General features: G+C 72.4%; 24 protein-coding genes and 1 pseudogene. 19 read left to right on the top strand and 6 right to left on the bottom strand.

Annotated features, from left to right (window positions below; genetic code table 11):
* Nucleotides 1-104 precede the first annotated feature (104 nt).
* The 7 genes from ACFWFZ_RS24950 to ACFWFZ_RS24980 all read left to right on the top strand — a co-directional run bounded on the left by ACFWFZ_RS24950 (nt 105) and on the right by ACFWFZ_RS24980 (nt 9,882).
* A complete protein-coding gene (locus tag ACFWFZ_RS24950) occupies nt 105-1,346 on the top strand; it encodes a lanthionine synthetase LanC family protein (protein WP_387125117.1) in 1,242 nt (413 codons plus the stop codon).
* A gap of 23 nt (nt 1,347-1,369) precedes the next feature.
* Nucleotides 1,370-4,636 carry a lantibiotic dehydratase gene (locus ACFWFZ_RS24955; protein ID WP_387125119.1) on the top strand — a complete coding sequence of 1,089 codons (3,267 nt, stop codon included), beginning with the start codon at nt 1,370-1,372 and terminating at the stop codon, nt 4,634-4,636.
* Nucleotides 4,633-6,513 (top strand): ABC transporter ATP-binding protein, encoded by a 1,881-nt coding sequence (locus tag ACFWFZ_RS24960; protein ID WP_387125121.1) that lies wholly within the window; start codon nt 4,633-4,635, stop codon nt 6,511-6,513. The genes ACFWFZ_RS24955 and ACFWFZ_RS24960 overlap by 4 nt, the downstream gene beginning before the upstream one ends.
* A gap of 75 nt (nt 6,514-6,588) precedes the next feature.
* A complete protein-coding gene (locus tag ACFWFZ_RS24965; RefSeq protein WP_387125123.1) occupies nt 6,589-7,632 on the top strand; it encodes an LLM class flavin-dependent oxidoreductase in 1,044 nt (347 codons plus the stop codon).
* A gap of 90 nt (nt 7,633-7,722) precedes the next feature.
* Nucleotides 7,723-8,115 (top strand): hypothetical protein, encoded by a 393-nt coding sequence (locus tag ACFWFZ_RS24970; protein WP_387125125.1) that lies wholly within the window; start codon nt 7,723-7,725, stop codon nt 8,113-8,115.
* A 146-nt stretch (nt 8,116-8,261) separates the two neighbouring features.
* Entirely contained in the window at nt 8,262-8,978 is a 717-nt protein-coding gene (locus ACFWFZ_RS24975; RefSeq protein ID WP_387125316.1) for a response regulator, read from the top strand.
* A 142-nt stretch (nt 8,979-9,120) separates the two neighbouring features.
* A complete protein-coding gene (locus tag ACFWFZ_RS24980) occupies nt 9,121-9,882 on the top strand; it encodes a class I SAM-dependent methyltransferase (protein WP_387125127.1) in 762 nt (253 codons plus the stop codon).
* Nucleotides 9,883-10,313: 431 nt separating this feature from the next.
* Here ACFWFZ_RS24980 and ACFWFZ_RS24985 read toward each other — a convergent pair.
* Together ACFWFZ_RS24985 and ACFWFZ_RS24990 are read right to left on the bottom strand one after the other, a co-directional pair.
* A pseudogene (locus tag ACFWFZ_RS24985) lies at nt 10,314-11,075 on the bottom strand (histidine kinase); the annotation flags it as partial.
* A 234-nt stretch (nt 11,076-11,309) separates the two neighbouring features.
* Nucleotides 11,310-11,786 (bottom strand): cupin domain-containing protein, encoded by a 477-nt coding sequence (locus tag ACFWFZ_RS24990; RefSeq protein WP_387125129.1) that lies wholly within the window; start codon nt 11,784-11,786, stop codon nt 11,310-11,312.
* A 306-nt stretch (nt 11,787-12,092) separates the two neighbouring features.
* Here ACFWFZ_RS24990 and ACFWFZ_RS24995 point away from each other — a divergent pair, with 306 nt between their 5' ends.
* Both ACFWFZ_RS24995 and ACFWFZ_RS25000 read left to right on the top strand, forming a co-directional pair.
* Nucleotides 12,093-12,497 (top strand): BlaI/MecI/CopY family transcriptional regulator, encoded by a 405-nt coding sequence (locus ACFWFZ_RS24995; protein WP_387125131.1) that lies wholly within the window; start codon nt 12,093-12,095, stop codon nt 12,495-12,497.
* 5 nt (nt 12,498-12,502) lie between these two features.
* Nucleotides 12,503-13,432: a M56 family metallopeptidase gene (locus tag ACFWFZ_RS25000; protein ID WP_387125133.1), complete on the top strand. Its 930-nt coding sequence runs from the start codon at nt 12,503-12,505 to the stop codon at nt 13,430-13,432.
* Nucleotides 13,433-13,501: 69 nt separating this feature from the next.
* Here the strand turns inward: ACFWFZ_RS25000 and ACFWFZ_RS25005 are convergent, their stop codons facing one another.
* Together ACFWFZ_RS25005 and ACFWFZ_RS25010 are read right to left on the bottom strand one after the other, a co-directional pair.
* The gene (locus ACFWFZ_RS25005) at nt 13,502-14,530 is read right to left on the bottom strand and encodes a sporulation protein (protein ID WP_387125135.1); all 1,029 of its coding nucleotides are present in this window, start codon (nt 14,528-14,530) and stop codon (nt 13,502-13,504) included.
* A gap of 96 nt (nt 14,531-14,626) precedes the next feature.
* Nucleotides 14,627-14,848, bottom strand: coding sequence for a hypothetical protein (locus tag ACFWFZ_RS25010; RefSeq protein WP_387125137.1), 222 nt, complete (start codon nt 14,846-14,848; stop codon nt 14,627-14,629).
* Nucleotides 14,849-15,234: 386 nt separating this feature from the next.
* Here ACFWFZ_RS25010 and ACFWFZ_RS25015 point away from each other — a divergent pair, with 386 nt between their 5' ends.
* On the top strand, nt 15,235-16,578 hold the full coding sequence (locus ACFWFZ_RS25015) for a hemolysin family protein (protein ID WP_387125139.1): 1,344 nt from the start codon (nt 15,235-15,237) through the stop codon (nt 16,576-16,578).
* Nucleotides 16,575-17,600, top strand: a complete 1,026-nt coding sequence (locus ACFWFZ_RS25020) for a hemolysin family protein (RefSeq protein ID WP_387125141.1) — start codon at nt 16,575-16,577, stop codon at nt 17,598-17,600. The genes ACFWFZ_RS25015 and ACFWFZ_RS25020 overlap by 4 nt, the downstream gene beginning before the upstream one ends.
* Nucleotides 17,601-17,749: 149 nt before the next feature.
* Here the strand turns inward: ACFWFZ_RS25020 and ACFWFZ_RS25025 are convergent, their stop codons facing one another.
* Both ACFWFZ_RS25025 and ACFWFZ_RS25030 read right to left on the bottom strand, forming a co-directional pair.
* Nucleotides 17,750-18,841 (bottom strand): GNAT family N-acetyltransferase, encoded by a 1,092-nt coding sequence (locus tag ACFWFZ_RS25025; RefSeq protein ID WP_387125143.1) that lies wholly within the window; start codon nt 18,839-18,841, stop codon nt 17,750-17,752.
* A gap of 393 nt (nt 18,842-19,234) precedes the next feature.
* The gene (locus ACFWFZ_RS25030; protein WP_387125145.1) at nt 19,235-19,888 is read right to left on the bottom strand and encodes a TetR/AcrR family transcriptional regulator; all 654 of its coding nucleotides are present in this window, start codon (nt 19,886-19,888) and stop codon (nt 19,235-19,237) included.
* A 142-nt stretch (nt 19,889-20,030) separates the two neighbouring features.
* Between ACFWFZ_RS25030 and ACFWFZ_RS25035 the strand changes: the two genes are divergently transcribed.
* From ACFWFZ_RS25035 to ACFWFZ_RS25070, 8 genes are all read left to right on the top strand, one after another.
* Nucleotides 20,031-20,429: a VOC family protein gene (locus ACFWFZ_RS25035; RefSeq protein ID WP_387125147.1), complete on the top strand. Its 399-nt coding sequence runs from the start codon at nt 20,031-20,033 to the stop codon at nt 20,427-20,429.
* 286 nt (nt 20,430-20,715) lie between these two features.
* Nucleotides 20,716-20,919, top strand: coding sequence for a cold-shock protein (locus ACFWFZ_RS25040; protein WP_072489439.1), 204 nt, complete (start codon nt 20,716-20,718; stop codon nt 20,917-20,919).
* A gap of 250 nt (nt 20,920-21,169) precedes the next feature.
* The gene (locus ACFWFZ_RS25045; RefSeq protein ID WP_387125149.1) at nt 21,170-22,687 is read left to right on the top strand and encodes a DEAD/DEAH box helicase; all 1,518 of its coding nucleotides are present in this window, start codon (nt 21,170-21,172) and stop codon (nt 22,685-22,687) included.
* Between the two features lie 46 nt (nt 22,688-22,733).
* Nucleotides 22,734-23,153: a CBS domain-containing protein gene (locus ACFWFZ_RS25050; RefSeq protein ID WP_387125151.1), complete on the top strand. Its 420-nt coding sequence runs from the start codon at nt 22,734-22,736 to the stop codon at nt 23,151-23,153.
* Nucleotides 23,154-23,206: 53 nt separating this feature from the next.
* Nucleotides 23,207-23,518 (top strand): SCO5918 family protein, encoded by a 312-nt coding sequence (locus ACFWFZ_RS25055; RefSeq protein ID WP_387125153.1) that lies wholly within the window; start codon nt 23,207-23,209, stop codon nt 23,516-23,518.
* 772 nt (nt 23,519-24,290) lie between these two features.
* Nucleotides 24,291-24,635, top strand: coding sequence for a MerR family transcriptional regulator (locus tag ACFWFZ_RS25060; protein ID WP_387125155.1), 345 nt, complete (start codon nt 24,291-24,293; stop codon nt 24,633-24,635).
* 126 nt (nt 24,636-24,761) lie between these two features.
* Nucleotides 24,762-25,427 (top strand): molybdopterin-dependent oxidoreductase, encoded by a 666-nt coding sequence (locus ACFWFZ_RS25065; protein ID WP_387125317.1) that lies wholly within the window; start codon nt 24,762-24,764, stop codon nt 25,425-25,427.
* The gene (locus ACFWFZ_RS25070; protein ID WP_387125157.1) at nt 25,399-26,085 is read left to right on the top strand and encodes a cytochrome b/b6 domain-containing protein; all 687 of its coding nucleotides are present in this window, start codon (nt 25,399-25,401) and stop codon (nt 26,083-26,085) included. The genes ACFWFZ_RS25065 and ACFWFZ_RS25070 overlap by 29 nt, the downstream gene beginning before the upstream one ends.
* Nucleotides 26,086-26,190 lie beyond the last annotated feature (105 nt).

Genomic DNA, 26,190 nt, shown 5'->3' on the forward strand with positions numbered 1-26,190 from the left:
GAGGGAGTCGACGCGGAGCGTCGGCGACTGACGACAACGCCGGAAGCGGCGGCACCAGACACCGCAACGCCGCGGGGGAACTCCAGACAGGACCTAGGCCGTACATGACCGACGCATCGCTCCTTCCGGCCGACCTCGCCGGTCGCGCCACCGCCGTGGCCGACCTGATCGGGGAGCGCCTGGACACGCCGGCGCGCGCCGACGCCGCGGCCGTGCGGGCCGCCCGGCAGACCGACACGCCCTTCTGGGCCGGTGCCTCCCTCAGCGAGGGCCACGCCGGTCTCGCCCTCCTGCACCTGCATGCCGCGCGCAGCACGGCGAAAGCCGGGACCGGTGAACGTGAGAAGGGGGTCGAGCGCGCCTGCGCCTTCATGCGTGCCGCCTTCTGTGCCACCCGGGAGGAACCCCTGGACCACCCCGGTCTGTTCGACGGGACGGCCGGGTTGGCGTTCGCCCTCCAGGACCTCTGCCGCGACGAGCCGCGCTTGCGCCCCAGTCTCGGCCGGCTCCACGAACAGCTCGCCCGGCAGGTGCTCGCCGCCGACTGGCCCGAGCAGCCCGGTGCCGTCGCCGACCACCATTACGACCTCGTCTACGGGGCCGCCGGAATCGCCGTCCAGTTGTGCGCCGCCCCGACCTCCCCGGTCGTCGAGGAGGCCCTCGAACGGTGCCTGCGGTACCTCGTGTGGGGTGCCGCCACCCCGAACCGGGCCGTCGCAGGCCGTCTCGACACCGGCATGTCCCACGGCGCCGCCGGGATCGCCGCCGCCCTCGCCACCGCCTGGCGCCTGGACCGCCGGGTGCCCGGGCACCGCGCCGCCCTGGACGGGCTGACCGGGTGGCTGCTGGCCGTCGGCCGCGGTGACGGGCGCCGTCTGCAGTGGCCGCGGGCCGTGCCGACGGACGACGGCGAAGCCGTACCCTCCTGGTGCCACGGCACCGGGGGCGTCGCCGCCGGGCTGCTCGCCGTGGCCCGCGCGACCGGTGACCGGAGCCTGCAGGACCGGGCGTTCGCCGCGCTGGACGGGCTCCTCGACCGGGTCGACGCCGGGGACGTACCGCGCTCGCCCACCGTGTGCCACGGCCTCGCCGGCCTGGCCGCGCTCGCCCACGAGTTCGCCGCCCACGGCAGTACCGGGGCAGCCCGCGCCCTTCCCCGCCTCGCCCGACGGCTGGTGGACGCCGCCGACCCGGACCTTCCCCTGGTCTACCGCGACCACGAGACCACCGGGCACGTCGTCGACAACCCCGGTCTCCTGACGGGCGCCGCCGGTGTCGCGCTCACCCTCCGGACCCTCGCCACCGGCCACCGGCCCACCTGGTGGACCGCGCTGCTCCCCCAGTGACCCGACCGTGCGGTGACCCGACCGTGCCCGAGACCCACAAGGACCCGACCCGCGCCATGCAGCGGTACCACGCCCTCGACTTCCACCTTCTGCGCGCACCGGCCCTGCCCGTCGACGTGTGGCGGAACGCCCTCGACGGGGGCGACCGCGACCGCACCCGAGCCCGGCTGCGCGACCTCACCGACGACCCCCGGGTCCGGCACGGGCTCGTCGCGGCCGGGAGCGGGCTGCTCGACGGGCTCGCGAAGCTCGACGGGACCGACCGGGCCGACCGGGCCGCCGGCACGGACAGCGGCAGCAAGGAGGCCCGGCGGGTCCACTCGCGCGCCCTGCGCTACCTCACCCGCATGAGCACCCGTCCCACCCCCTTCGGCGCCTTCTCCGGCGTCGCCCTCGGCACGTTCGGCGACACCACCACCGCGCGCCTCGGCGGCACCGCGCTCGGCGGCGCGCACGTACGGACCGACATGGCCTGGCTGCTCGCCCTGGTGCAACGCCTGGAAGGGGATCCGGAGGTCCTGGCCCGGCTCGGCGTCTGCGTGAACGGTATGGCGCGCCCGGTGGGCGACCGGCTGGTGCTGCCCTCCTGCGGAGTGCACGGTGACTCCGCCGACCGCCGAGCGGTCCGCGTCCGCCTCACCGCGCCCCTCGCCCGGATCCGAAGCCTCGCCCCGCCCGCCGCCCCCGCCCCGTACGCCACGCTGGTCACCGAACTGACCGCGAGCTTCCCCGCGGCCGGCCGTCAGCGGATCGGCGCGTTCGTCACCGAACTGGTCGGCCTGGGGGTGCTCGTCACCGACCTGCGCCCGCCCGTCACCGAGCCGCGCCCCGAGGCGTACGTCCTGGACCGCCTCTGCGCCGCCGGCGTCGACCATCCCGCGGTGGCCGCGCTCCGGGAGGTCGTCGGGCTGACCGGCCCCGCGGCGTACGGTGACACCGCCACCCTCCAGCGGCTGCGCACCGTCCAGCGCGCCCTCGTCCCCGGCCACAAGGCCCAGCCGTTCCAGGTCGACTCCGCCCTCGACCTCACCGCGGGCACACTCAACCGGCAGGTCGCCGACGAGGTCGCCGAGGCCGTCGGGTGCCTGGCCCGGCTGAACCGGGCCGCGCCCGCCGGATACGACCACCTCGCGGCGTACCACCAGGCGTTCATGGAGCGGTACGGCACCGACGCCCTCGTGCCCGTCCTGGACCTCCTCGGCGCCGAACACGGCCTGGACGCGCCCAACGGCTACCTCACCCCGCCTCGCGCCATGGTCATGAACCAGCACGCGGGGGAGGGCGATCCGCACACGGACCGGGCGCTCCTCGCCCTGGCGGCCGATGCCTGGCGCCGCGGTGCGGACGAGGTCGAACTGACCGACGAGGTGCTCCGGCGGCTGCTGCCCCCTGCCGCACAGGACACCCCGAACACCCGTGGTGCCCGGACCGACGACGCTCCCGGCCGCCCCGCCTGCCCCGGCGTCGACGCGTACGTCCAGATCAGCGCCGACAGCCCCGAGGCCGTCGACCGGGGCGAGTGGCGGGCGGTGCTCAACGGCGACGGCCTCGGCGAAGGCGGCCGTACCTTCGGCCGGTTCTTCCACCTCCTCGGACCGGACGCCACCGACCGCCTCCGTGCATACGCGCGGGCCCGCGAGGCCCTGGAGCCGGACGTCGTCGTCGCCGAGCTGGCGTACCTTCCCGCCAACGGCCGCGGCGCGAATGTGGCGATCAGGCCCGCGGTCCACGCCTACGAGATCCCCGTCAACGTCGCCCCCTCGGGTGACCCCGAGCGGACCATCGGCCTCGCCGACGTCCACGTCGGCGCCACCGACGAAGGCTTGCGCCTCTACTCGGCCCGGCTCGGGCGCGAACTGGTCGTCGTCCAGAACCACATGCTCAGCCCCTTCGGGGCACCCAACGTCTGCCGCTTCCTCCTGGAAGTCTCCCGGGCCCGCTACGCCACCCCCGCCGGCTTCGGCTGGGGCCCCGTCGAGGGCGCCCCGCACCTGCCGCGCGTCGTGCGCGGCCGGGTCGTCGTGCGCCCCGCCGAGTGGAACCTGTATCCGGCCGGCGCGCAGGCCTCCCCCGCCGCGGCGGGGCCGGTGGCCGTGCCGCGCACGGCGGACGACGTGGCCGGGTGGCGCCGCACCTGGGGGGTGCCCCGCCACGTCTACCTCGCGGACGACGACAACCGGCTGCTGCTCGACCTCGACCACCCGGCCTGCGTCGACGAGCTGCTCGCCGACCTGCGCACCGCCACCGGCCGCATCACCCTGCAGGAGGCCCTGCCCGGCCCGGACGCGGTGTGGCTGCGCGACGGCTCGGGGCACGGCCACCTGTCCGAGGTGGTCGTCCCGCTCATAGCCACCCCGCAGGAGGCGGCGGCGCAGGACCGTCCGCGTGCCCCGGAGGAGATCCGGCGCAGGGCCGCGCCCGACGCGCACCCCGCCCACCTGCCGGGCTCTGCATGGTCGTACCTCAAGCTGTACGCGGCCCGGGACCTCCACGACGAGATCGCCGCCACCGAACTCCCCGCCCTGATCGAGCAGATGCGGGAGGCGGGCGCCGACCCGGACCGCTGGTTCTACATCCGGTACGCCGATCCCGATCCGCACCTGCGCATCAGGACCCGTACGGCGCCGGCCCCGGACTCCGGTACGGCCGCGCTGCCCGCGCTGCCCGCGCTGTTCGCCTGGGGCGAGGGACTCGTACGGCGCGGGCTCGCCGAGCGCCTCGAAGTGGCCACGTACCACCCGGAGATCAGCCGCTACGGCGGTCCCGCCGTGTACGACCACCTGGAGAACCTCTTCGCCGCGAACTCGGCGGTCTCCTGCGGGCTGCTGCGCCTGCTGTGGGACAAGGAGCCCGGCCTGGAGCCCGGGGCCGTCGCCGTCGCCGCCGTCGACGCGCTGTACGCGCAGTGGGGGCTCGACGTCCGCGAGCGGCTGGCCGTCATGCCCCGCCCGGCCGAGGACCCGGAGGCCCGCGAGTGGTACCGGAAGGACCGCGACTACCTGTGCGAGCTGCTCCGGCCCTGGGACCGCCGGCCGCACCCGCTCGGCCGCGCCCACCACGAGCGGCTGACCGCCGTCCTCGACGCACAGGCCGCTGCCGTGGGCCGGGCCGCCCGCGCAGTCGCCGAGGCGGAGGCCGCAGGCACGCTGTGGGGTACCCGGGACGCCATCCTGGCCAGCCTGGCGCACATGCAGGTGAACCGGCTGCTGCCCATGGACCGGCCCGCCGAGAACCGCTGCTACCTGGTGTGGGGGCACGTCCTGAACTGTCTGCGCGGGAGGCCCCAGTGACCGGCGGGCCCACCACCGCGGACCAGGACGCCGTGTCGCAGGAGCACCGGCGGCTCTCCCGGGATCTGCGCTACTGGTGGCAGGTGCTGCGCTCCTTCTGGGGGCTCAGCCCGCTGCGGGTGAGCGCCCTGACCCTGCTCACGCTGCTGACCGCCGGCGTTCCGGCGGCCGGGATCTGGCTCACCGCCGACGCGGTGCAGGCCGTCGCCGACGCCGTCGAGCACGTCCCGGGCGCCGGGGACCGGCTCGCCGCGGCGGCCGCCGGGCTGGTCGTGGTGGCAGTCGCCGAGCACGTCCTGTCGTCGGTCGCGCAGTATCTGAGCTCCCTGCTCCAGCTGGAGTTCAGTGCGGAGATCGGCGAGCAGGTGATGGTCAAGGGCACCCGCATGGACCTCAGCGCCTACGAGGACCCCGAGGCCTACGACCGGCTCCAGCGCGCCCTGCGCGAGAGCGGCGGCGGCACGGCCTTCGAAGTCTTCGAGGAGATGCTCCGCACCTTCACCTCGCTGGCGTCGCTCGTGATGGTCAGCTCGGTGCTGTTCTCCTGGAACCCGTGGCTCGCGGTCGTCATCCTGCTCGCCCCGGTGCCCGCGCTCGCCGCGCACATCGTGTTCAGCAAGGAGGGGTACGCGGTCGAGTACCACCGCGCCCAGGACCGCCGCCGTGTCTTCTACTACCAGGACCTGACGACCACGGACTCCTCCTACAAGGAGGTGAAGCTGTACCAGCTGGGCCCGTATTTCGTGGGCCGCTACCGTGCGCTGGTCCAGGAGTTCTTCCGGGTGGACCGCAGGCTGGCCCGACGGCGCCACGGCTGGTCGGCGGTGCTGGGACTGGTCAGCGTGGCCGGCTCGGCCGGAGCGCTGGTCTTCGCGCTGACCTCGACCGTGTCGACGGGGCGCCTCGGCGAGCTGGCCGGGTACCTGCAGGCCCTCGGCGCCGTGCACGTGGCGGCCGGCGGGCTGCTGCTCGGCGTGGCCACCCTGTACCAGAACACGCTGTTCACCGGGAATCTCTTCGACTACCTCTCCCTGCCGGAGGGGAGCATCACGGGCGGCACCCGGCCGTTCCCGCGCCGCCTCACCCATGGCATCGAGTTCCAGGACGTGACCTTCACCTACCCGGGTACCGAGACCACCGCCCTGAACCGGTTCAGCTGCTTCATCCCCGCCGGCACCTGCTGCGCCCTCGTCGGCGCCAACGGCGCCGGCAAGAGCACGATCGTCAAGCTGCTGACCCGGCTCTACGAGCCCACCAGCGGCCGCATCCTCATCGACGGCGTGCCCATCGAGGAGTACGACACGACCGACCTCCAGCGGAACATCGGCGTCGTCTTCCAGGACTTCATCCGCTACGAGATGCCCGTCCGCCACAACATCGGCTTCGGGCGCGTCGAGGAGCTCGACGACACCGACCGCATTCGCGCGGCCGCCGAGGCCAGCGGGGCCGCACCGTTCGTCGACCGGCTCGGCGCCGCGTACGACACCGTGCTGGGTCGCCACTTCGAGGGCGGCCACCAACTGTCCGGCGGGCAGTGGCAGAAGATCGCCCTCGCCCGGGCGTTCCTGCGGGACGCGCCGATCGCGATCCTGGACGAGCCGACGGCCGCGATCGACCCGGAGGCGGAGGCGGACGTCTTCGGCCGGCTGCGCACCATCTGCGCGCGGGCGACCTCCCTGGTGGTCTCGCACCGGTTCTCGACCGTCCGGGTCGCCGACAGGATCCTCGTGATGGACGACGGCTCGCTCATCGAGGAGGGCAGCCACGAAGAGCTGCTGGCCCTCGACGGAACGTACGCCCGGCTCTTCCGGCTCCAGGCCGACGCGTACCTGGCGCCGACGCCGCTGGGGTCCGAGCGCGCCCAGGCCCTCGCGTGACCGGCCGGCCCCGCCCCCGCCCCGCCCCCGCACCAGTGCCGGCACCGGCACCCCCGATGTCCACGAAAGACGCCCATGACCTCGAACACCCCGGCCGCCCGGAGCACGCCGAGCGCCCCGCCGCCGCTGGCCCTGATGTACCCGCTGATGGTCTGCGACCTCGGCGAGCTCGCCGCCTTCGGCCGGACCGTCCGTGAGCTGTCGCTGGAGCGCCTGTACCTGGGGCAGTCGCTGGTCGTCGACACCCACCAGGCGTTCGCCCATCTCGCCGGGCTCGGCATCCAGGTGCCCGCGGGTACCAGCGTCGCGCTGACCGCGCTGCGCCATCCCCTGGACGCGGCCGTGCAGGCACGGTCCCTGGCACTGCTGACCGGGCAGCCGGTGGTCGCCGGGTTCGGCACCGGGGACCCCGACTTCGTGGCGGCGCTGCGCGGCGAGCCGTACGAGAGCCCGCTGACCGCCGTCACCGAGTACCTGAGCGTGATGCGGCGGCTGCTGGACGGCGAGGTGGTGGAGGACTTCCGGGGACGGTACGTACGGCTCGACGGCGGGCCGCTGCCGGAGCCGCACCCGGGCGTACCCCGTCCTGCCGTGTCGCTCGGCGTGGGCGTGCTCCGCCCGCGCATGGCCTACGTGGCCGGGCAGGTCGCCGACGTGGCGATCACCCTGCTGACCCCGGCCGCCCACCTGGCGGACGAGATCGTCCCCGCCCTGGCGCGGGGCGCCGCGTCCCGCGGGCGGACGGCGCCCGGCGTGACGTCGATCGTGCCGTGCGCGGTGCGCAGGCCCGGCCGGGATCCCAGGAAGCTGGCGTACGCGGCGCACCAACTGCACCTGGAGGGCGCGCACTACGCGGCCATGCTGCGCTCGGCCGGTCTCGACGTGGACGTGTCCGACCCATGGGCGGGGGCGGGCGCGCTGGTCGACGGCGGCGTCTTCGCGTACGGGACACCCGACGAGGTGGCCGACCACCTCACCGGTTACGGTGAGGCGGGGGCGACCGAGATCGCGTTGAGCTGCGCGGGGGTCCTGCTGACCGAGGGTCCCGAGGCGGCACTGGCCGATGTGCGGGCCATCTCCGAGGCGGCAGGCGACAGGGCGGCGGCCCGCGTCCGGTGACCGCCCTGTGCGTGCTCGCACGCACAAGCCGGCGGACGGCATCCGCCCGCGCCTTCCATGAGTCGTCCGAGTTGAGGAGCGATCGAACACATGCTGTTGCTGGAACTCGCCTTGCATTCCCTGATGGATCTGGTGTTGTGGGTCGGCGGCAAGGGGCTCGACCGGGCCCGTTCGGCCCGCCGCATCGCCGCGCTGCGCAACGGTGAGCCGGTGACGCTGCGCTGCCGGTACCGCACCGGCGCCCAGGCGTCCGGGATGCAGCCCGGGAAGCTCATGGTGAACCGGTCCGGCGCCACGCTGGACGGGCCCCGCGCCAACGGGCTGCAGCTGACCGGACCGACCGAGGCGGCCACCGGAGGCGGGCGCGGCGGTACGGTCCTGGTCTGCGCGACCGCCCAGGGCGAGCGCGCCGAACTGCTGCTCCTCACCTGGGACTCCACCCTGGTCGCGCTCATCAAGGAGCGAGTCGACGCGCGCGCCTGAACCCCAGCGCGCGGAACAGCCGGCCGGACCGGTAAAGCGGTACCCCGCGTTCCACCGCGTCCACCCCCGCGACGTCAACCCCCTTTACCGAGTTGATACCTTGATCGGCGTGCGGCCAAACGGGGTGGCCGCTCTAAGGGGGCGTGGTGATACGCGTGATGGTCGTCGACGACGAGGTCCTGCTGCGGTCGTGCATGCAGCGCATTCTGGAGGGCGAACCGGACGTCGACGTGCCGGTCGTCTGTGACGGGGCGGCGGCTCTGGAGGCCATCGAGGTCCACCGGCCGGACGTGGTGCTGCTCGACCTGCGCATGCCGGACGTGGACGGGTTCACGGTCCTGGCCGGCCTGAGCACCCTGCCGCACCCGCCGGCCGTGGCGATCCTGACGACCTTCCTGGCCGACGAGGACATCGCGGCCGCGCTCGGTTCCGGTGCCCGAGGCTTCCTGCTGAAGGACGCGACGCCGCAGGAACTCATCCATGCGGTACGGGTGCTGGCCTCCGGCGGGACGGTGCTGTCCCCGCAGGCGGCGCGCATCGTGGTGGACGGCTACCTCAGCGGCGGGCCTGGCCACGACGGACCGAACACGCACGCGCACACACACCCGGACACCGGTGCGGACGCCCGACTGGACTCGCTCACCGAGCGGGAGCTCCAGGTGCTGGACCTGCTTGCGGAGGGCCTGACCAATGCCGACATCGGGCGCCGGCTGCTGCTGAGCGCGTCGACGGCCAAGGAGCACGTCAGCGCCATCCTGGCCAAGCTGGGCCTGGCCAACCGCGTGCAGGCGGCCGTGGTGGCGCACCGCGCCTCCTCCGCTCCGGGCCGGCACCACGCGCCGGCCCTCGTCAGCACGCGCTGAGTCGGGCTGAGGTCCACCCGGGCCGAGGCAGCGTGGGTTGCCGGGCCGGGACCCGACCACCACCGCCTCGAACACCACCGGACCGTCTCCTTCGGCCCGGCCCCGACCGTGCCCCAGGGCACCCGTTTGGAGTGACACCCTCATGACCCTCGGCAACGCGCTGTACGACCAGAAGCTGGCGAGCGTGTACGACCGCATGTACCCGATCGACCACGACACCGAGCAGGCAGTCGCCTTCGTCGCGTCGATCACCCCGCCGGGCGGCAGCGTGCTCGAACTCGGCGTCGGCACCGGCCGCATCGCCGTCCCGCTGGCCGGCCTCGGCTTCGCCGTGCACGGCATCGACGGCTCCGCGCCGATGCTCGACGAGCTGCGCGCGCGGGACCCGGAGGGCACAGTGACCACGCAGCTCGGCGACTTCACGCAGGAGAGCACCGGGCGCACCTTCGACACCGTGACCCTGGTACTGAACACGTTCTTCGTGGCGATCAGCAAAGAGCAGCAGCTCGGCTGCCTGCGGCGCGTCCGGGAGCAGTTGGCGCCCGGCGGACGGTTCGTGCTGGAGGCCTTCGACCCGGCGCCGTATCACCACATGGACAAGCCGGACCACTCGATGCGCCACCTCGACGAGCGGTCCGTGATGCTGGACACGCTGACCGTGGACCGCTCCCAGCAGCTCATGCTGTCGACCCACACGATCATCGACGGCAGCGCACCGGAGACCCGCGAGCACCTGCTGCGCTACGCCTTCCCCTTCGAGATCGACCTGCTGGCTGAACTGTCCGGACTTCGCCTGCTGGAGCGCGCGGAGGACTGGGCGGGGACCCCGTACACCTCCTCCAGCCTGCGGCACGTGTCGGTGTACGAGGCGGACCCGGACTCCCCCTGGGCGACGGCACGCTGACGCAGCGGCAGCTCGGCGCAGACGGCGAAGCCGCCCTCCGGGGTGGCTCCGGCACGGAAGGAACCACCGACGAGGGCGGTGCGCTCCTCCAGGCCGGTGAGTCCGAAGCCGCCGGCGGGCGCGGCGGCGGCGGAAGCCGGGGCGTGCGGGGCGGGCCCGTTGCGGACCTCGACGAGGAGGGCGTCGCCTGCGGCGGACGGACCCACGGTGACCTGAACGCGGGAACCAAGGGCGTACTTGCGGACGTTGGTGAGGGCCTCCTGGACGGTGCGGTAGGCGGCCTGCTCGACGGCCGGGCCGCAGCTCCGGCCCTCGGGGAGGTCCAGGTCGAGGGCGAGGGCCGTGTCCAGGCGGGCCTCCTGAACCAGAGTCCGCAGGTTCGCCAGGCTGGCGGGGTCGCCGTCCTCGGCCCGGCCCGCCGAGTGGCGCAGGACGCCGACGATGTCGCGGAGTTCGGCCAGGGCGTCGGCGCTGTGCCGGCGGATCACCTCGGCGTCCTCGCGAACCGCGTCGTCCGGGGCGGTGGTCCACAGGGCGCCGGACTGGGCGGCGATGATGCCGAGGTGGTACGAGACGGTGTCGTGCATCTCGCGGGCCATGCGCGTGCGCTCCTGCGCGACGGCCCGCTCGGCCTCCAGGCGGCGCCCATGCGCCTGGGACGCGGACAGCTCGGCGATGTGGGCCCGCAGCTCGGACCTGGTACGGGCCAGCAGACCCAGGCCGGCCGGGCCGAGGCTGAACATGAGGGCCACCTGGACGACGATCAGGTGGTCACTCCACGTCATGGCCGAGTCGTCGACGGTGACGCCGGCCCACATGGTCGCCGCGAAGAGGGCCGATCCAGCGCCCAGGACCACGCGGCGGCGGGCGGTGCACGCGGCCACCGTGAACATGGCGACCATGGGGGCGAGCCACAGGAAGCCGGTGGCCATCGACGGCAGGGTGGCCAGGAGCACCGTCACGGGGAACCTGCGCCGCAGCATCAGGGCGACCAGTGCGGGCGGACAGACAAGCGCGGCCGTGGTGTCGAGCTGGCCGTGCAGGGTGATCAGTTCCAGGGCTGCCACGACGGTGACCGCGGCGTCGACGGCGAGGGCCTTGGGGTGGAAGCCTCGGAGGGACGGGCCGGCCGGAGCGGGCGGTGGGGCCGGGACGGATCCGGGCATGGCCGTGCTCATGTGGTGTTTCCTCATGTCTCACAGGTGTGGGGCTTCCGCGTTGCCTCCGGCAGTATCGCCGAGCCCTCGGACACCGGTTCTGGCGCGGGGGACGCCCGCGTAGGCGCCGGCTCGGCCCTCGCGGCGGTCCGGCAGATCGGCCGCCGCTCGGCGAGGTGGGGACGTCGTGGCCCTGTCCACCCGAGCAGGGCCACAGCCTCTTCGACCGCAGCGGTTCCAAGCCCTGCTGTCGCGATGGGCCCTCTCCGGTCAGGCGTGCTCGTCCGACGGCTGCCGGGCGGGCTGGACCGACCAGCTTGCCGGCTCGTCGTCGCCCGAGTCCTCGTCGCGCTCCGCGTCGGCGGCTGTCGCATGGACCTTGCCCGCCGCGTGGTGGACCGGCGCGTAGACGGCGTACAGCTGCAGGGGCTCGTCACCGATGTTGGTGACGTTGTGCCACGTGCCGGCGGGTACGAAGATCGCCCAGCCGTCCTCGACCTCCCGGTCGAAGTCGAGTCGGTCCTTCGTGGGGCCCATCTGGACGCGGCCCCGGCCCGCATCGAGTCGCAGGAACTGGTCGGTCTCCGGGTGCGCCTCCAAGCCGATGTCCTCACCCACCGGGATCGACATGAGGGTCAGCTGAAGGTACTTACCGGACCAGGCGACCGCGCGGTAGTCCGTGTTCTCAAGCGTCGCCTTCTCCAGGTCGAAACTCTGTGGTTCCGGCCCGATGTCCTTGATGGTCATATGTCTCTCCCAGTCGACGAAGGGCGCGGTGCGCGGCACACGGTCGCAGTGTTGCGCCAGCCCACGTCAACATTCCCAGAGACGCGGGCTCTTCCGGCACAAGCACGCGCGCCGCTCCCCCACAAGCGGCGGCGAACCGTGCCGCACCGCGCCGTGCGTCGGTCGGGCAGGCGAGCTGCAGGGTGCCCACAGCCTGGCCCCGGTGGAACGAACGGCGCGGGAACATCGTCGGATGCCCAGGAGTACGCCACCAGTACGATGAACCGCCCCGCGGTCGCGGCGGGCTGATGACGGGAGGTCGACGGCATGGCGGACCAGGTCAAGGGCGGTGCCGGACAGGATTCCCGCCGGCGGGGGCAGGGCGAGCTGGAAGGCCAGGTACTGGCCGCGCTCAACGAGGCTCCGGGGCCGGTGAACGCCGCCTGGGTGCAGGAGCGGCTCGGCGGCGGCCTCGCGTACACGACCGTGGTGACGATCCTGACCCGCTTGCAGGCCAAGGGCGCGGTCACCCGGCAGCGGGCCGGACGGTCGTTCGAGTGGACGCCGGTGGCGGACGAGGCGGGTCTGGCCGCACTGCGGATGCGCAGAGTGCTGGACGCGGAACCGGACCGCGAGGCCGTGCTGGCGAGCTTCGTGACCGCACTGCCTCCGGGAGATGAGCAGCTGCTGCGGGAGCTGCTGGCGCAGGCCGCCGAGGAAGGGGAAGACTGACACCCATGGGGGTCTTCGTCTTCCTGCCGCTGGTCCTTCCCTTGACGGCGTGGCCGATCGCGCGCCTCGCCGAGCACCACCTGCACCCGCGGGCGGCGACATGGCTGCTGACCGCCGTGGCGGGTGTGCTGGCGGTGTGCAGCACGCTGTGCCTCGCCCTGCTGATGGTGGTCGGCACCGCGCAGCTGCCGGGCAATCCGCTGCCGGACGGCTGGTCCGATCCGGAGGTGCGTGAGGCGGTCCCCTACGACGAGGTCGCGGGCAGGGCCGCGATTCCGGCCCTGCTGGTCGTGGTCGCTTCCTGTGCACGGACGGCGTGGCGGCACCACCGGATCCGGCTGCGCGCCGGCCAAGCCCTGGCCGGGCTGCCGACCACCTCGGTGGCGGTCCTTGCCGACGAGGATCCGTACGCGTACGCGCTGCCGGGCCGCCGGGGCCGGGTCGTGGTGACGACGGGGATGCTGGCGCTGCTCAGCTCGCGGGAGCGGCGGGCCCTTTTCGCGCATGAGCGCGCGCATCTGGCGGGGCGGCATCACCGGTTCCTGCTGGCGGTCCAGCTGGCCGCGCGGGCCAATCCGTTCCTGCGTCCGCTGCGGACGGCGGTGGCGTTCACCGCCGAGCGGTGGGCGGACGAGGAAGCCGCCTCTTCGGTGGGCAGCCGGCGCACCGTGGCGCGGGCGGTCGGCAAGGCGGCTCTGGTCTCGCGCGGCGCCCCGGCTGCGACGCTGGCCGGTTTCGCCGATGCGGGGCCGGTGCCGCGCCGGGTGGCCGCGCTGCTGGGGCCTGCGCCGAGCACCTCGTGGTGGCCGCGCGCCCTCACGCCGGTGGGCATGGCGGCCTGGGGGGCCGCTGCCGGGACGGCCGTATCGGCGCTGTCCTCGGCGAACTCGGCCGTCACCCTGTTCTTCATCCTGGAAGCCGCCACCCCTCTGTAGACCGGGTAGGGCGGCCCCGCCGTCCGCGTCGAAGCGCACGGGGCCGCCGCCTTGGCCGCCGAGAGGTCGCTACGCCTCGTCGTCCCCGCCGTCTTCGTCGTCCCCCTCGAAGAAGTCGCCCACCTCGTCGACGACCTCGGCGGCGGCCATCCCGCCGACCACGCCGACGGCCAGACCTGCCGCGCCTGCGGCGACGACCGTGCCCGTGCCGGGGCCGGGGCGGTGGCCGTGATGGTGGTCGTCGTGCCCGTGATGGCCGTGGTCCTTGTCCGCGTACGGGTCACTGTGCCCGTACGCGCCATGCGCTCCCTGCGGGGCGTGGGAGGCGCGGTGCTCGACGAGCCGGCGGATCCAGGCGTCGACCTCGGCGTTCCAGTTCCGGCTGTGCACGTCGGCGTGGGGCACGGTGTGGCGGGAGAGGGCATCGTGGCCCTCGGAGAAGAAGCCGCCGCGCTTGTCGGCTTCGAGGACGACCTCCAGTCCCGCCGGGCCGGCGAGGAAGGTCACCTCGATCTCGTTGACCAGGTGCGCGTGAGCGGGCGGGGGGCTGAGCTCGATCTCCTGGTAGAAGGGCAGCTGCTGGCCGGTGCCGCGGATCTGCCCGTACTCGAGGTCGGCGGACTTGAAGCCGAAGCCGAGCCGGCCGAGGGCGTCGAGGATCGCCTCCTGCGCCGGGAGGGGGCGGACGGTGAGCGGGTCGAGGTCGCCCTTGTCCTTGGCGCCGGCCACGCCGAGCTCCGTGCGCACGCCCAGGACGATGCCGAGCGGCTGGCCGTACAGCTCGGTGATGGGGGTCTCCCACGGCAGCGGGAACGCGAAGGGGAGGCTGCGGTGCTCGCCCTCGGCGAGGCGGAAGTTCCCGCCTACGGCGATCCGGTGGAAGACGACCGCGCCCTCGGACTCGCGGTGGCCGTGCTCGGCCTCGACGCGGGCGATCAGCTCCAGCGTGATGTGGTCGATCGTGAAGTCGGCGTTGCCGCCCTTGAGGTCGACCTGCCCGGACAGGGTTCCGCCGGGGACGGCGGAGACCGGGTCCAGGACCGTGTCCACGGACGGGCCGCCCACGCCGAGCGAGCCGAGCAGTCGCTTGAACACCATCGTGGCGTTCACTCCTTCATGTGATGCGTACGGTGCGTCGAAGCAGCGGGCCGGTGCCCCGCCGTCACCGCGGCGGGGCACCGGCCCGGGCAGGGATTACTTCGCGGAGGTGTCCAGCGCGGCCAGGGCCTGCGCCCAGCGCGCGTACTTCAGCTCGGCCAGGTCGGCGACGGTCTTGATGCCGAACGCCTCCTGGAGCAGGTCACCCTGCCGGTCGGAGACACCCTTGAGAGCGGAGACGGGCGCGGCGAGTATCTCCGCCAGACCCTTGTCCGCCCACGCCTTGTCCAGCACCTTGTCCAGGTCGATCGAAGCCATGACTACCCCTCCCAGTGGATCGCGGAAGAACACGGGACGTGCGGGCAGCAGGCCCGCGGACGGGAATGATCCCGCCGACCCTCGCGTTCTCTACACAACTGTAGAAGCATAGAGTCGGAGCGGTCGCCACAGGAGCGGATCGGACGATCTGCCGGAGAAAGTCCGAAAGCGGCGCCGTCGTGAGCCACACCACTCTGCGAGCGGGGGGCTTTGCGATCCCTTTACTATGAGTTCGGGGACCCTACTCCCCACCAGACGACCCCCGTGGATCCCGCCCGGTCCACCGAGCAAAGAAGGAGCAGCAGACCCGCAATGGGTGAACCTCCCAGTCCCAGCCGTGCCACGCCCTGCCCGAGAACCACTGAGCCGGGAGCGGGGGTGGCACGGTGACCGAAGTCCTGCTGCTGCTCCTCGCGCTCGCTCTGACGCTGGCGTGTGCGGTGTTCGTCGCCGCCGAGTTCTCGCTGACCACCGTCGAGCGCAGTGAACTCGAACGGGCCGCCGCGGCCGGTGAGCGAGGCGCCGAGAGCGCCCTCAAGGCCGCCAAGCGGCTCACCTTCCAGCTTTCCGGCGCCCAGCTGGGCATCACGGTGACCTCGCTGGTCATCGGCATGCTGGCCGAGCCGTCCGTCTCCGCGCTGCTGCGCGGCCCGCTGGAAGCCGTCGGCCTGCCCTCCGGGGCGGTGTCCACCACGGCGACGCTCCTGGGCGTCGCGCTCTCGACCGTGGTGCTGATGGTGGTCGGCGAACTGGTGCCGAAGAACTGGGCGATCTCCCGCCCGCTGGCCGTCGCGAAGGTCGTCGCCGGTCCGCAGCGCGCTTTCACGGCTGCTTTCGGCCCCCTGATCCGGCACCTGAACAACACCGCGAACCGTCTCGTACGCCGCTTCGGACTGGAGCCCGCGGAGGAGCTGGCCTCCGCCCGTACCCCGGAGGAACTGGTCGCTCTCGCCCGGCACTCGGCCCGTGAGGGAGCCATCGAGGCGGACTCGGCGGAACTGTTCGTGAAGTCCCTGCAGCTGGCCGAGCTCACCGCGGAGAACGTGATGACCCCGCGCGTGGACGTCCGGGCGCTGGAGGCCCAGGCCACCGCCGCCGACGCGGCGAACCTGACCCTGGCCACCGGAGTCTCCCGCTTCCCCGTCTACCGCGACACCCTCGACGAGGTGATCGGCACCCTCCACATCCGCGACGTCCTCGCCCTGGAGGAGGAACAGCGGATCAAGACCCCGGTCACGGACCTGATGACCTCCGCCCTGCTGGTGCCGCACTCGCTCCCCGTGGACACCCTGCTGGGGCGGCTGCGCAAGGCCCGCACGATGGCGGTGGTGATCGACGAGTACGGCGGCACCGCCGGTGTCGCGACCGTCGAGGACATCGTGGAGGAGGTCGTCGGCGAGGTCCGCGACGAGCACGACCCGATCGAGGTGCCCGACCTCATCGAGGCACCCGAGCAGGACGGCCGCAAGGGCTGGGAGGCCGATGGCAGCGTACGCCTCGACGAACTGCAGGAGATCGGCTTCGACGTGCCCGAGGGCCCGTACGAGACCCTCGCCGGCCTGCTCGCCACCGAGCTGGAACGCATCCCCGCCGAAGGCGACACCGTCACCGTCGCCGGATGGGAACTCACCGTGCTCGACATAGAGCACCACCGCGCGGACCGGGTCACGATCACCGCACCCGCGCCCGCCGCCGACGATGAGACCGCCTCCGGGGAGGATGTCCGATGACCGCGATCCAGCTGCTGATCGGCGCCTTCACGCTGATCACCAACGCCTTCTTCGTCGGCGCCGAGTTCGCCCTGATCTCCGTACGCCGCAGCCAGATCGAACCCGCCGCGCTCAAGGGCCACCTGCGGGCCAGGACCACTCTCTGGGGGCTGGAACACCTCTCGGCGATGATGGCCACCGCCCAGCTCGGCATCACCGTCTCCTCGCTGGTCCTGGGCGCGGTCGCCGAGCCGGCCATCGCGCACCTGCTGGAGCCGCCGTTCCACGCCATCGGCGTGCCGGAGGGCCTGATCCACCCGATCGCCTTCGTCATCGCGCTCACCCTCGCGACCTACCTGCACATGCTGATCGGCGAGATGGTCCCCAAGAACATCGCGCTCGCCGCGCCGGCGCCCACCGCGCTGCTCCTCGGGCCGCCGCTGGTCGCGCTGACCCGGGCGCTGCGCCCGTTCGTGTTCGGCATCAACGCCTTCGCCAACGCGCTGCTGCGGCTGCTGAAGGTGGAGCCCAAGGACGAGGTCGGCTCCGTCTTCACCGACGACGAACTCGCCCGCCTGGTCAAGGACTCCTCCGCGGCCGGTCTCCTCGGCCCCGAGGACGGCGAGCGCCTCCAGGACGCCCTGGAGCTCGGCACCCGCCCGGTCGGCGAGGTGATGGTGCCCCTGGAGCGCGTGGCGACCGTCGGCCACGACATCACCCCGCGACAGTTGGAACGCACGGCCTCCGACCACGGCTTCTCCCGCCTTCCGGTCACCGGACCGGGCGAGGAGATCTGGGGCTACCTGCACATCAAGGACGCCCTCGGCGCACCCGAGCGCGACCAGCCCTTCCCGCGTACGTCGCTGCACCCGATCACCAAGGTCGCACTCGACACACCGCTGGACGACACCATGACCGCGATGCGCGCGGCGGGCACCCACCTCGCGGCCGTCACCGGCAGCAAGGGCACCGTCCTCGGCTTCGTCACCATGGAAGACCTCCTCGAAGAACTCGTCGGCGCCGCACACGACCCCAGCGCCTGACGGCGCTGACGGACTCCCGCGCCGCGGGGGTCCGTCAGCGACTGGGATCCCACGGCGCCCGCCGGACCGCAGCGGCCGGGAACCACGGGGTCTCGGCGGGAGGTGCCGATGCCCGGTCCGTGAGGGCGGGACCGTTGCCCGCATGCTGTTCACGGGCAACGGTCACGGATCTTGCCGACTGCTTTCAGGGTGCGCAGTGCTGCGGCCTTGAGCCGGGGCCGCTCACGAACGAACCCGCGGACGGCTCGCGGTGGCTCGTGGCTGAGCCAGTGCAGAGCCGCCCCGGGTCCGGCCCGGAGTACGGCGCCCTCGTGCACGATCAGCTCCCGCGTTTTGAGGGAGTCCTTGTAGACGGCGTCGCCCCTGCCGAGGTCGAGCAGGTCGATGCCCGCGGCGGCAGCTGCCTCGATCATGCGGAGGTAGAGGACGCGTCCGGGGGAGAACGTGGCCAGGGCCCGGTCGTAAGCGGGGAACCAGCACGACAGCACGGTGCGCGAGCGCAGACCGAAGTGTGCGGCGACCGGCCGCTCGCCCGCATAGAGCACCGACAGCAGGCCCGAGCAGGCGAGGGCGTCCGTCTCGGCGAGCATGCGCACCAGGTTGTTGATCCAGTCCTGTGCGAACCGGTCGCGCCGGCCGGTTCGGCGGTACTGGGCGGACTTCCACGTCATCAGCGTTCGCAGGGCCGCCGGGTTCCGTTCGTCGAACACGAACCTCAGCGGCCCGACCTGCCGTGCCAGGCGGCGTTCCTGTGCCCGGGTCGACTTCAAGAAGGTGCGGGAGCCGGCCCGGAGCAGGCTTTCGTAGCCGGCGTACCCGCCGGTGAGATCGATGACGGGCGAGGCGAACCGCCCCGTCGCGAACGGCAGGAACACGTCCTGGCCGCTTTCCAGGTGGTTGAACTCCCAGACGGACAGGGAGCTGGCACGCAGCAGCTCGTGCGGGTCCACGGCCAGTCCGGGGCGCAGGACGGCGCCCTGGCAGTCGGAGACACCCAGGCCGATCGCACGGCCGCGGCCCCACCGGCCGCGCTCGAAGGGGAAGAACCCGACCGGCTCGCCGTCCTGTCGCACCACCGCGACCTTGGCACCCGGCCGGACACGGCCGACCGCCTGGCAGAACTCCGGGCTCATGAAGGGGTTGGCCTCCGGTGCCGTCATCGCCCGCAGTTCGCCCCACAGCTCCAGGTCCGCCGGGCTCAGGTCGGCAGGGTGAATCACGTCGATGCGTTGAACGGTCACTACGGCTCCTGGTTCGTCGGATGGCTCACCCGACCGTGGCCGATCTGCCACCACACGAGCAGTGGGCTGCGGCCAGGCCGAGGCGACGGGCGCACCCCATGGCCCCGAGCGTCTCAGCGAGCCGGGGGTCCCTGCGGACCTCCGGCTCGGCAGCGACGTCGGGGACGGTGTGCGTGGTCGCTCTGTGGTTTAACGACTGTCGGAGTGTCAGGCAGCACCGGGAAGCCGCTGAGGCGGGCCTCGACGCACCACCGCATCGACCAGGAGGGCTTCGTCAGGGAATGCACCCTCTCTGACGTGCTCGGGAGCCGGCGAACGGCCCGGTGGTCCGGAGAACGGTGGCCCGGAGAACGAAGGGGAAGCACACCTGCGCGTCCCGGCCCCCTCGTCCGGTCAGGCTGTGGCGTAGTCGGCGAGCGAGGGTTCCAGCAGGGCGAAGGCGCTGTCCGCCTCCGTGGCGACGGTGGCGCGGATACGGGCGTTGTCCTGGCCGGCGAGGGTGAGTTCCTGGATGCGCTGGAACAGGGTGCGGTGCACGGCACCGAGCAGGGCGGCGGCGGTGCGGGGGGTGATGTCGCCGCGGGGGGTGCCGGTGGCGTCGGCCAAGGCGTCCGCCAGGGCGGTTTCCCGCAGGTCGTGCAGGTCGCGCAGGCGGGTGGTGAGGGTGGGGCTGTCGGCGATCATGCGGGCGAAGTCGGGGCCGGAGAACCCGGCGACCGGGTCGGCGTCCGCGGCCGCGTCGGCGAAGGCGCGGCGCAGGGCCGAGAGCGCCGATTCGCCGGCCCGGCGGCCGGTCACCGTATCGGCCAGCGAGGCGGTGAAGGCGTCCTGGCTGTCCAGGGCCAGGTCCTCCTTGTGGGGGAAGTAGTTGGTCACCGTCTTCTTCGCCACCCGCGCGGCAGCGGCGATCTCGGCGATGGTGGTCCGTTCGAACCCCTGGGTGAGGAACAAGCCGGTGGCGACGTCGGAGATGAGCTGCCGGGTCTCCTGCTTCTTCGATTCCCGCAGGCCGGGAAGGGGTGCGGGCGAAGTGGCGTCAGCGGTCATGGAGCAATCTTACATCCGTAGCATTTTTATATTGACACCCTTACCACCCTCGGGCTAATTTTACGTCCGTCGCAAGTTTACCCCCGGCCTGCAGGCGTCGGCCCGTGCCCCCGCCGTCCGAAGATCCATGAGGAGAAGCGCCTTGCAGATCACCGCGTCCACCGTCTCGCTCACCGTCGACGACGTCGCCGCCTCCCAGCGGTTCTTCACCACCCACCTCGGCTACACCGAGCAGGCCGCCGCCGAGGGATTCGCCTCGCTGTCGCGCGACGACGCGGCGGTGGACATCGTCCTGCTCGCGCGGGGCACCGAGGTGCTGCCGGCCGACCAGCGCGACCGGCGCGCCTCCGGCCTGATCCTCGCCTTCACCGCCACCGGCATCGAGGGTGAGGAGGGGCGGCTGCGCGCCGAGGGCGTCGAGATCACCATGCCGCTGCGCGAGGAGCCCTGGGGCGAGCGCCTCTTCCAGGTCACCGACCCCAACGGCGTGATCGTCCAGTTCGTCGAGTGGGTCACTCCGTCCGCCCCCGAGAACGCCTGAGGCCGAATGAATACCTGTGCTCGCGGCCTGAGAATTTAGCCGCCCCGGCGGCCAGGCTTTTTGTCGGCACCACGTAGGGGAAACATTCGACGCACACATTTTATGGATGCATGCTACTGTCGAAGTCAGTTGCAGTTTTGGTACCCGTAAAACTTCAAGCGCCTCCGGCCGGCACACGCCGAACGGAAGCGCTTATTTCCGGTCATTTTCCGGGCAGGGCATCATCGCGGCGACACGGCGTCCGTACGGTACGGAGGCCGGCGTACTGCCCCAAAGGAGACATGGCATGGCTACTGGCACTGTGAAGTGGTTCAACGCGGAAAAGGGCTTCGGCTTCATCGAGCAGGACGGTGGCGGCGCCGACGTGTTCGCCCACTTCTCGAACATCGCCGCCCAGGGCTTCCGCGAGCTGCAGGAAGGCCAGAAGGTGAGCTTCGACATCGCGCAGGGCCAGAAGGGCCCGACGGCCGAGAACATCGTTTCCGCCTGACGCTGACGCACGATTCGTAGCTGGGGCCCGCATCCCTCGGGGTGCGGGCCCCAGCTGCGTGCATTGAGCACCTTCTCACCTGCGCCTGCGCGGCCGCGGCTTTTCATCCCGCCCGCCCGTGCGCCGACGGTTCTCCGTCTGAGCAAATCCGCTCGCTTTCACATTTCATTCGGCCCGTGCCTGTGATTCCCCTTGCTGTCCATCCGCTGCGGGAATTCCTCGATACGCGCCGTATCAAGGAAGGTTCTGCATGAACCCCACACGCACGAACAGTCGTTCTCCCCTCGCCCGCCGCAGCGGCGGCAGCCACACGTACGGCGCCCCCGGCGCCTCCGGCCGAGGCGGTCGCTCCGGTTCGTCCGCCCCGAACCGCTCGGGAGGCCCGAGCCGCTCAGGCGGCTACGGCCCGCGTCCTGCCGCGGTGCGGGGAGAGTTCGCCCTGCCGAAGACGATCACCCCGGCGCTGCCCGCCGTCGAGGCGTTCGCCGACCTCGACATGCCCGGCGAGCTCCTGGCCGCGCTCACCGCGCAGGGCGTGTCCGTGCCGTTCCCGATCCAGGGGGCGACACTGCCCAACTCCCTGGCGGGCCGCGACGTCCTCGGCCGCGGCCGGACCGGCTCCGGCAAGACCCTCGCCTTCGGCCTGGCCCTGCTGGCCCGCACGGCCGGTCGGCGTGCCGAGCCGCGGCAGCCGCTGGCCCTGGTCCTGGTCCCCACCCGGGAACTCGCCCAGCAGGTCACCGAGGCCCTCACCCCCTACGCCCGCGCCGTGAAGCTGCGCCTGGCCACCGTCGTCGGCGGGATGCCGATCGGCAGGCAGGCGGCCGCACTGCGCGGTGGTGCGGAAGTCGTCGTGGCCACGCCCGGCCGCCTCAAGGACCTCATCGACCGCGGTGACTGCCGGCTGGAGCAGGTCGCCACCACCGTCCTCGACGAGGCCGACCAGATGGCCGACATGGGCTTCATGCCGCAGGTCACCGCGCTCCTGAACCAGGTCCGCCCCGAGGGCCAGCGGATGCTGTTCTCCGCGACCCTGGACCGCAACGTCGACCTCCTGGTCCGCCGCTACCTCACCGACCCCGTCGTCCACTCCGTCGATCCGTCCCAGGGCGCGGTCACCACGATGGAGCACCACATCCTGCACGTGCACGGCGCCGACAAGCAGCGGCTGACGACGGAGATCGCGGCGCGCGACGGCCGAGTGATCATGTTCCTGGACACCAAGCACGCCGTGGACCGCCTCACCGAGGAGCTCCTCAACAGCGGTGTCCGGGCCGCCGCCCTCCACGGCGGAAAGTCGCAGCCGCAGCGCACCCGCACCCTCGCCCGCTTCAAGACCGGGCACGTCACCGTCCTGGTCGCCACGAACGTCGCCGCGCGCGGCATCCACGTCGACAACCTCGACCTCGTCGTCAACGTGGACCCGCCGACCGACCACAAGGACTACCTGCACCGAGGCGGCCGTACGGCGCGAGCCGGCGAGTCCGGCAGTGTCGTCACCCTGGTCACCGGCAACCAGCGTCGCGGGATGACCCGGCTCATGCAGGACGCCGGCATCGTGCCGAAGACCACTCAGGTCCGCTCCGGCGAGGAAGCACTCCGCAGGATCACCGGCGCCCAGGCGCCGTCGGGCGTCCCCGTGACGATCACCGCTCCGCCGGCCGAGGGGCGTAGGGGCGGCGGCACCCCCTCCCGCGGTCGACGCGGTTCCGCTTCGGCTGCCCAGCGCGTGGGCACGCGACGGTCCACCGTCAAGGCGGCGGCCTGAGCGCCGCGTGATCCGGAAGCTGACCCATCTCCTCAGGAGGCACGTCGTGATGTTGGTCCAGATGCAGCCCCGCTCGGCCCAGACCGCCCCCGCGCCCGGGACGGTGAGGAACTGGGACCCCATGGACCCGGCGGAACTCCAGGTCTGCGACGACATGACCGTCGAGGTGGCGCTGGCCGTCATGGCGGGCGCCCGCAGCGCCCACCTCCTCGTCTGCGACGGCGACGGCCTCGCCGCCGGCCGCGTCACCCTGGCCCGGCTCACCGCCGTCCGCGAAAGCTCCGCCTACACCGACCGGCTCCGGCTGCGCGACGTCTCCGGCGACGGCGAGCCGCTCACCCCGGCCACCGCCCTCACGGCCGGGCGGGCCCTGCGCCTGCGCCGGCTCGGCGCCCCGACCGCCACCGGCGGACAGGAAGGCCCCCCGGGCACCCCCGCGCCCGCCCTCGCCCTCGCCCTCGCCTGACCCGCCTCACCCCGGCGGAACCCTCCCCTTCCTCTTCCTGTGAGGCATCGATCGTGCGCTGTGTCATCGCCCGCTTCCCCTTCGAGCTCACCAAGAGCGGCGTCCTGGACTCCATGAAGGGCGTCAAGCCCGAGGAGGCCACCGGCGAGTGCGTGGTCATCGGCCGCCGCACCTACCCCGTCAAACAGGTCGGTCAGATCCTCACGCGCCAGGACCGCCGCGATTTCAGCGCCGGCGAGGTCGTCCGGGCCATGACCAAGCTCGGCTTCACCTGCCGCGGCCTTCCCCAGGCTGTCGAACCCGCCCGCGGGTTCGACCCCTTCCAGCGCGCCTCCGCGCTGCTCGGCGTTCCCGCGGTGGCCTGACCGCGACCCACGAGCGAACGTGCGCTGACTGCGGTCAGCCCAGAGGGCCCGACCGGCACACGCCGGCCGGGCCCTCCCGCGTATCGGGGAGCGACCGCGCCATGTGGCGCTCCGCGCCCTCGGGGTCACTCGTCGAGGTCGATTACCTGCCCATCGGACACACGAAAATCTATGTCGGCCGGAGTAGACATCGGGTGGTGGCCTGGGTATGGTTTCTCACGTAGCCCAGAGAGACAGCAGGGCCTGGCAGAGACGAACTGCCGGCAAGCAGGATCAGCAGTAGAGAGAAATCGCAGTACGCAGGACGGTGCGGCGGTGGAGTTCCGAAGCCGGGGCTTTCGCAGGATGGCGACGGAACTGACGGCTGGACCGGGTGGCCCGCAGTGATCAGGGGCCGCCTAGAGCGGGACCGCGGGCATGACGGATGCGGGCCCGTGACGGCAGTACGCAGTACCCAGCAGTACCCAGCAGTGATGTCAGTGAGCAGTACCCCATGGTAAGAAACTGATCACCGAGGGAAGAACGGAGGAACGCGGCGCCATCAGGATCGCCCGGTCGGAAGTCTCGCGACCGGGTACCGCAGGACATCGATAGTGAGGTGGTCTCCGGTCAAGCAACCGCGATCCCCGCACACCCGACAGCCACTGGGTCGGGTCGGCGGACACAGAAGGCCGGCGCAGTATCAGGGCCGGCAGGTGGTGTAGTAGTTCCTTCGGGGCCCTGGTGCCGTACGGCACCAGGGCCCCTCTACGCGTTTCACAGAGAGGTGCAAATGACAGCAGACGACTCGTACGGGCGACTCGACGACGACGACTACCCCGCCTACACCATGGGCAGGGCTGCCGAGATGATCGGCACCACCCAGGGCTTCCTCCGCGCCATCGGCGAAGCCCGCCTCATCACCCCGCTCCGCTCCGAGGGCGGCCACCGCCGCTACTCCCGCTACCAGCTGCGCATCGCCGCACGCGCCCGGGAGCTCGTCGACCAGGGCACCCCCATCGAAGCCGCCTGCCGCATCATCATCCTCGAAGACCAGCTCGAAGAAGCCCAGCGCATCAACGCCGAGTACCGCCGTGCCGCGGAATCCGGCACGCCACCGGCCTCGGACCGTCTGTGACGAAAGTCTGACGTCGCCCGGACCTCCCTGGCCATCCGCACCCCGTGGTGGTCGACTGAAGGGGTGACGACAGACAACCCCGACGACACCGAGGGCGCCCCCGTCGGGCGCCGTCTGGTGCTCGGCATGATCGGGCTCGGCGCCGGGAGCCTCGTCGCCGCGCCGTATGTGCAGCGCGCGACGGAGACCTTCCTCGGCGCGGCCTCGGACAAGGACCCGACCGGACTCACCGGACTGCTGCCCAACGGCGGCGGCTTCCGCTACTACTCCGTCGTCTCCTCCGTCCCCCGCAAGAACGAGCAGAACTTCCGGCTCACCGTGGACGGCCTGGTCGACCACCCCACGACGTACACCCTCGACGCGCTGCGGGAACTGCCGCAGACCCGTGTCGTACGGGACGTGCAGTGCGTCACCGGCTGGCGGGTCCCCCAGACGCCCTTCTCCGGCGTCAGGCTGTCCCTCCTGCTGGACGCGGCCGGGGTCCGACCGGAGGCGAAGGCGATCCGCTTCACCTGCTTCGACGGCACGTACAGCGAGAGCCTCACCCTCCCGCAGGCCCGGCGCGACGACGTGCTGGTCGCTCTGCAGATGCAGGACAAGCCGGTCAGCCACTCCCACGGCGGCCCGGTCCGGCTCTATGTGGCGCCGATGTACTTCTACAAGTCGGCGAAATGGCTTTCCGGGATCACTCTCACGTCCGAGGTGCGGCCCGGCTACTGGGAGGAGCGGGGCTATGACGTCGACGCCTGGGTCGGCGGATCCAATGGGCGCAGTGACACACCCACGGTCTGAACCGGCCGGGCGGGTGGGCAGGTTCACCCGCGCCGAGCGCTGGATCCACCGCACGACGGCCGGCCTGATGCTGCTCTGTGTGGCGACCGCGGCCGCTCTCTACATACCGCAGGTCGCCGAACTCGTCGGCCGCCGCGCTCTCGTCGTCACCGTCCACGAATGGGCCGGGATCCTGCTGCCCGCACCCTTCCTGCTCGGTCTGGCCTCTCCCGCCTTCCGGACCGATCTGCGCAGGCTGAACCGCTTCGGGCCGCACGACCGGAAGTGGCTGCGCGCGGTACGGCGGCGCGACCGCCGCTCCGGGTCCCGGCCCGCGGGCAAGTTCAACGCCGGGCAGAAGATCTACGCGTCGTGGGTGGCGGGCGCCGTCCTCGTGATGCTGGCGACCGGTCTGCTGATGTGGTTCACGCACCTGACGCCGCTGGTGTGGCGCACGAGCGCCACCTTCGTGCACGACTGGCTGGCCCTGGCCATCGGCATCGTGGTGGCCGGGCACATCCGCATGGCGCTCGCCGACCCGGAGGCACGCAGGGGCATGCGTACCGGGTCGGTCGAGCGCGTCTGGGCGAAACGGGAGCACCCGCTGTGGCTGCGGAACGATCCGCAGGACGCTCCGGATGACACGCGGGATGACACGTCGGCGGACAAGGGCGCCTGACGGACCAGGCCGGGTGCAGCCCCGGCTCCTCCGGCCCTACCGGCCCTCCCGGCTCCGGCCGGCACGCGCTGCCCGCCGGGCACCGCACGGTACGGGTCCCGCCGC

Origin of the sequence: Streptomyces sp. NPDC060232, from assembly GCF_042726555.1 — a bacterium.
Lineage (GTDB): Bacteria > Actinomycetota > Actinomycetes > Streptomycetales > Streptomycetaceae > Streptomyces.

Coding starts and splice junctions, on each gene's coding strand:
- ACFWFZ_RS25000 (WP_387125133.1), top strand. CDS start 12,503: ATGGGGGTCTTCGTCTTCCTGCCGCTGGTCCTTCCCTTGACGGCGTGG.
- ACFWFZ_RS24995 (WP_387125131.1), top strand. CDS start 12,093: ATGGCGGACCAGGTCAAGGGCGGTGCCGGACAGGATTCCCGCCGGCGG.
- ACFWFZ_RS25010 (WP_387125137.1), bottom strand. CDS start 14,848: ATGGCTTCGATCGACCTGGACAAGGTGCTGGACAAGGCGTGGGCGGAC.
- ACFWFZ_RS25040 (WP_072489439.1), top strand. CDS start 20,716: ATGGCTACTGGCACTGTGAAGTGGTTCAACGCGGAAAAGGGCTTCGGC.
- ACFWFZ_RS24990 (WP_387125129.1), bottom strand. CDS start 11,786: ATGACCATCAAGGACATCGGGCCGGAACCACAGAGTTTCGACCTGGAG.
- ACFWFZ_RS24950 (WP_387125117.1), top strand. CDS start 105: ATGACCGACGCATCGCTCCTTCCGGCCGACCTCGCCGGTCGCGCCACC.
- ACFWFZ_RS24970 (WP_387125125.1), top strand. CDS start 7,723: ATGCTGTTGCTGGAACTCGCCTTGCATTCCCTGATGGATCTGGTGTTG.
- ACFWFZ_RS25020 (WP_387125141.1), top strand. CDS start 16,575: ATGACCGCGATCCAGCTGCTGATCGGCGCCTTCACGCTGATCACCAAC.
- ACFWFZ_RS25060 (WP_387125155.1), top strand. CDS start 24,291: ATGACAGCAGACGACTCGTACGGGCGACTCGACGACGACGACTACCCC.
- ACFWFZ_RS25045 (WP_387125149.1), top strand. CDS start 21,170: ATGAACCCCACACGCACGAACAGTCGTTCTCCCCTCGCCCGCCGCAGC.
- ACFWFZ_RS25065 (WP_387125317.1), top strand. CDS start 24,762: ATGATCGGGCTCGGCGCCGGGAGCCTCGTCGCCGCGCCGTATGTGCAG.
- ACFWFZ_RS25030 (WP_387125145.1), bottom strand. CDS start 19,888: ATGACCGCTGACGCCACTTCGCCCGCACCCCTTCCCGGCCTGCGGGAA.
- ACFWFZ_RS25005 (WP_387125135.1), bottom strand. CDS start 14,530: ATGGTGTTCAAGCGACTGCTCGGCTCGCTCGGCGTGGGCGGCCCGTCC.
- ACFWFZ_RS24980 (WP_387125127.1), top strand. CDS start 9,121: ATGACCCTCGGCAACGCGCTGTACGACCAGAAGCTGGCGAGCGTGTAC.
- ACFWFZ_RS25070 (WP_387125157.1), top strand. CDS start 25,399: ATGGGCGCAGTGACACACCCACGGTCTGAACCGGCCGGGCGGGTGGGC.
- ACFWFZ_RS24965 (WP_387125123.1), top strand. CDS start 6,589: ATGACCTCGAACACCCCGGCCGCCCGGAGCACGCCGAGCGCCCCGCCG.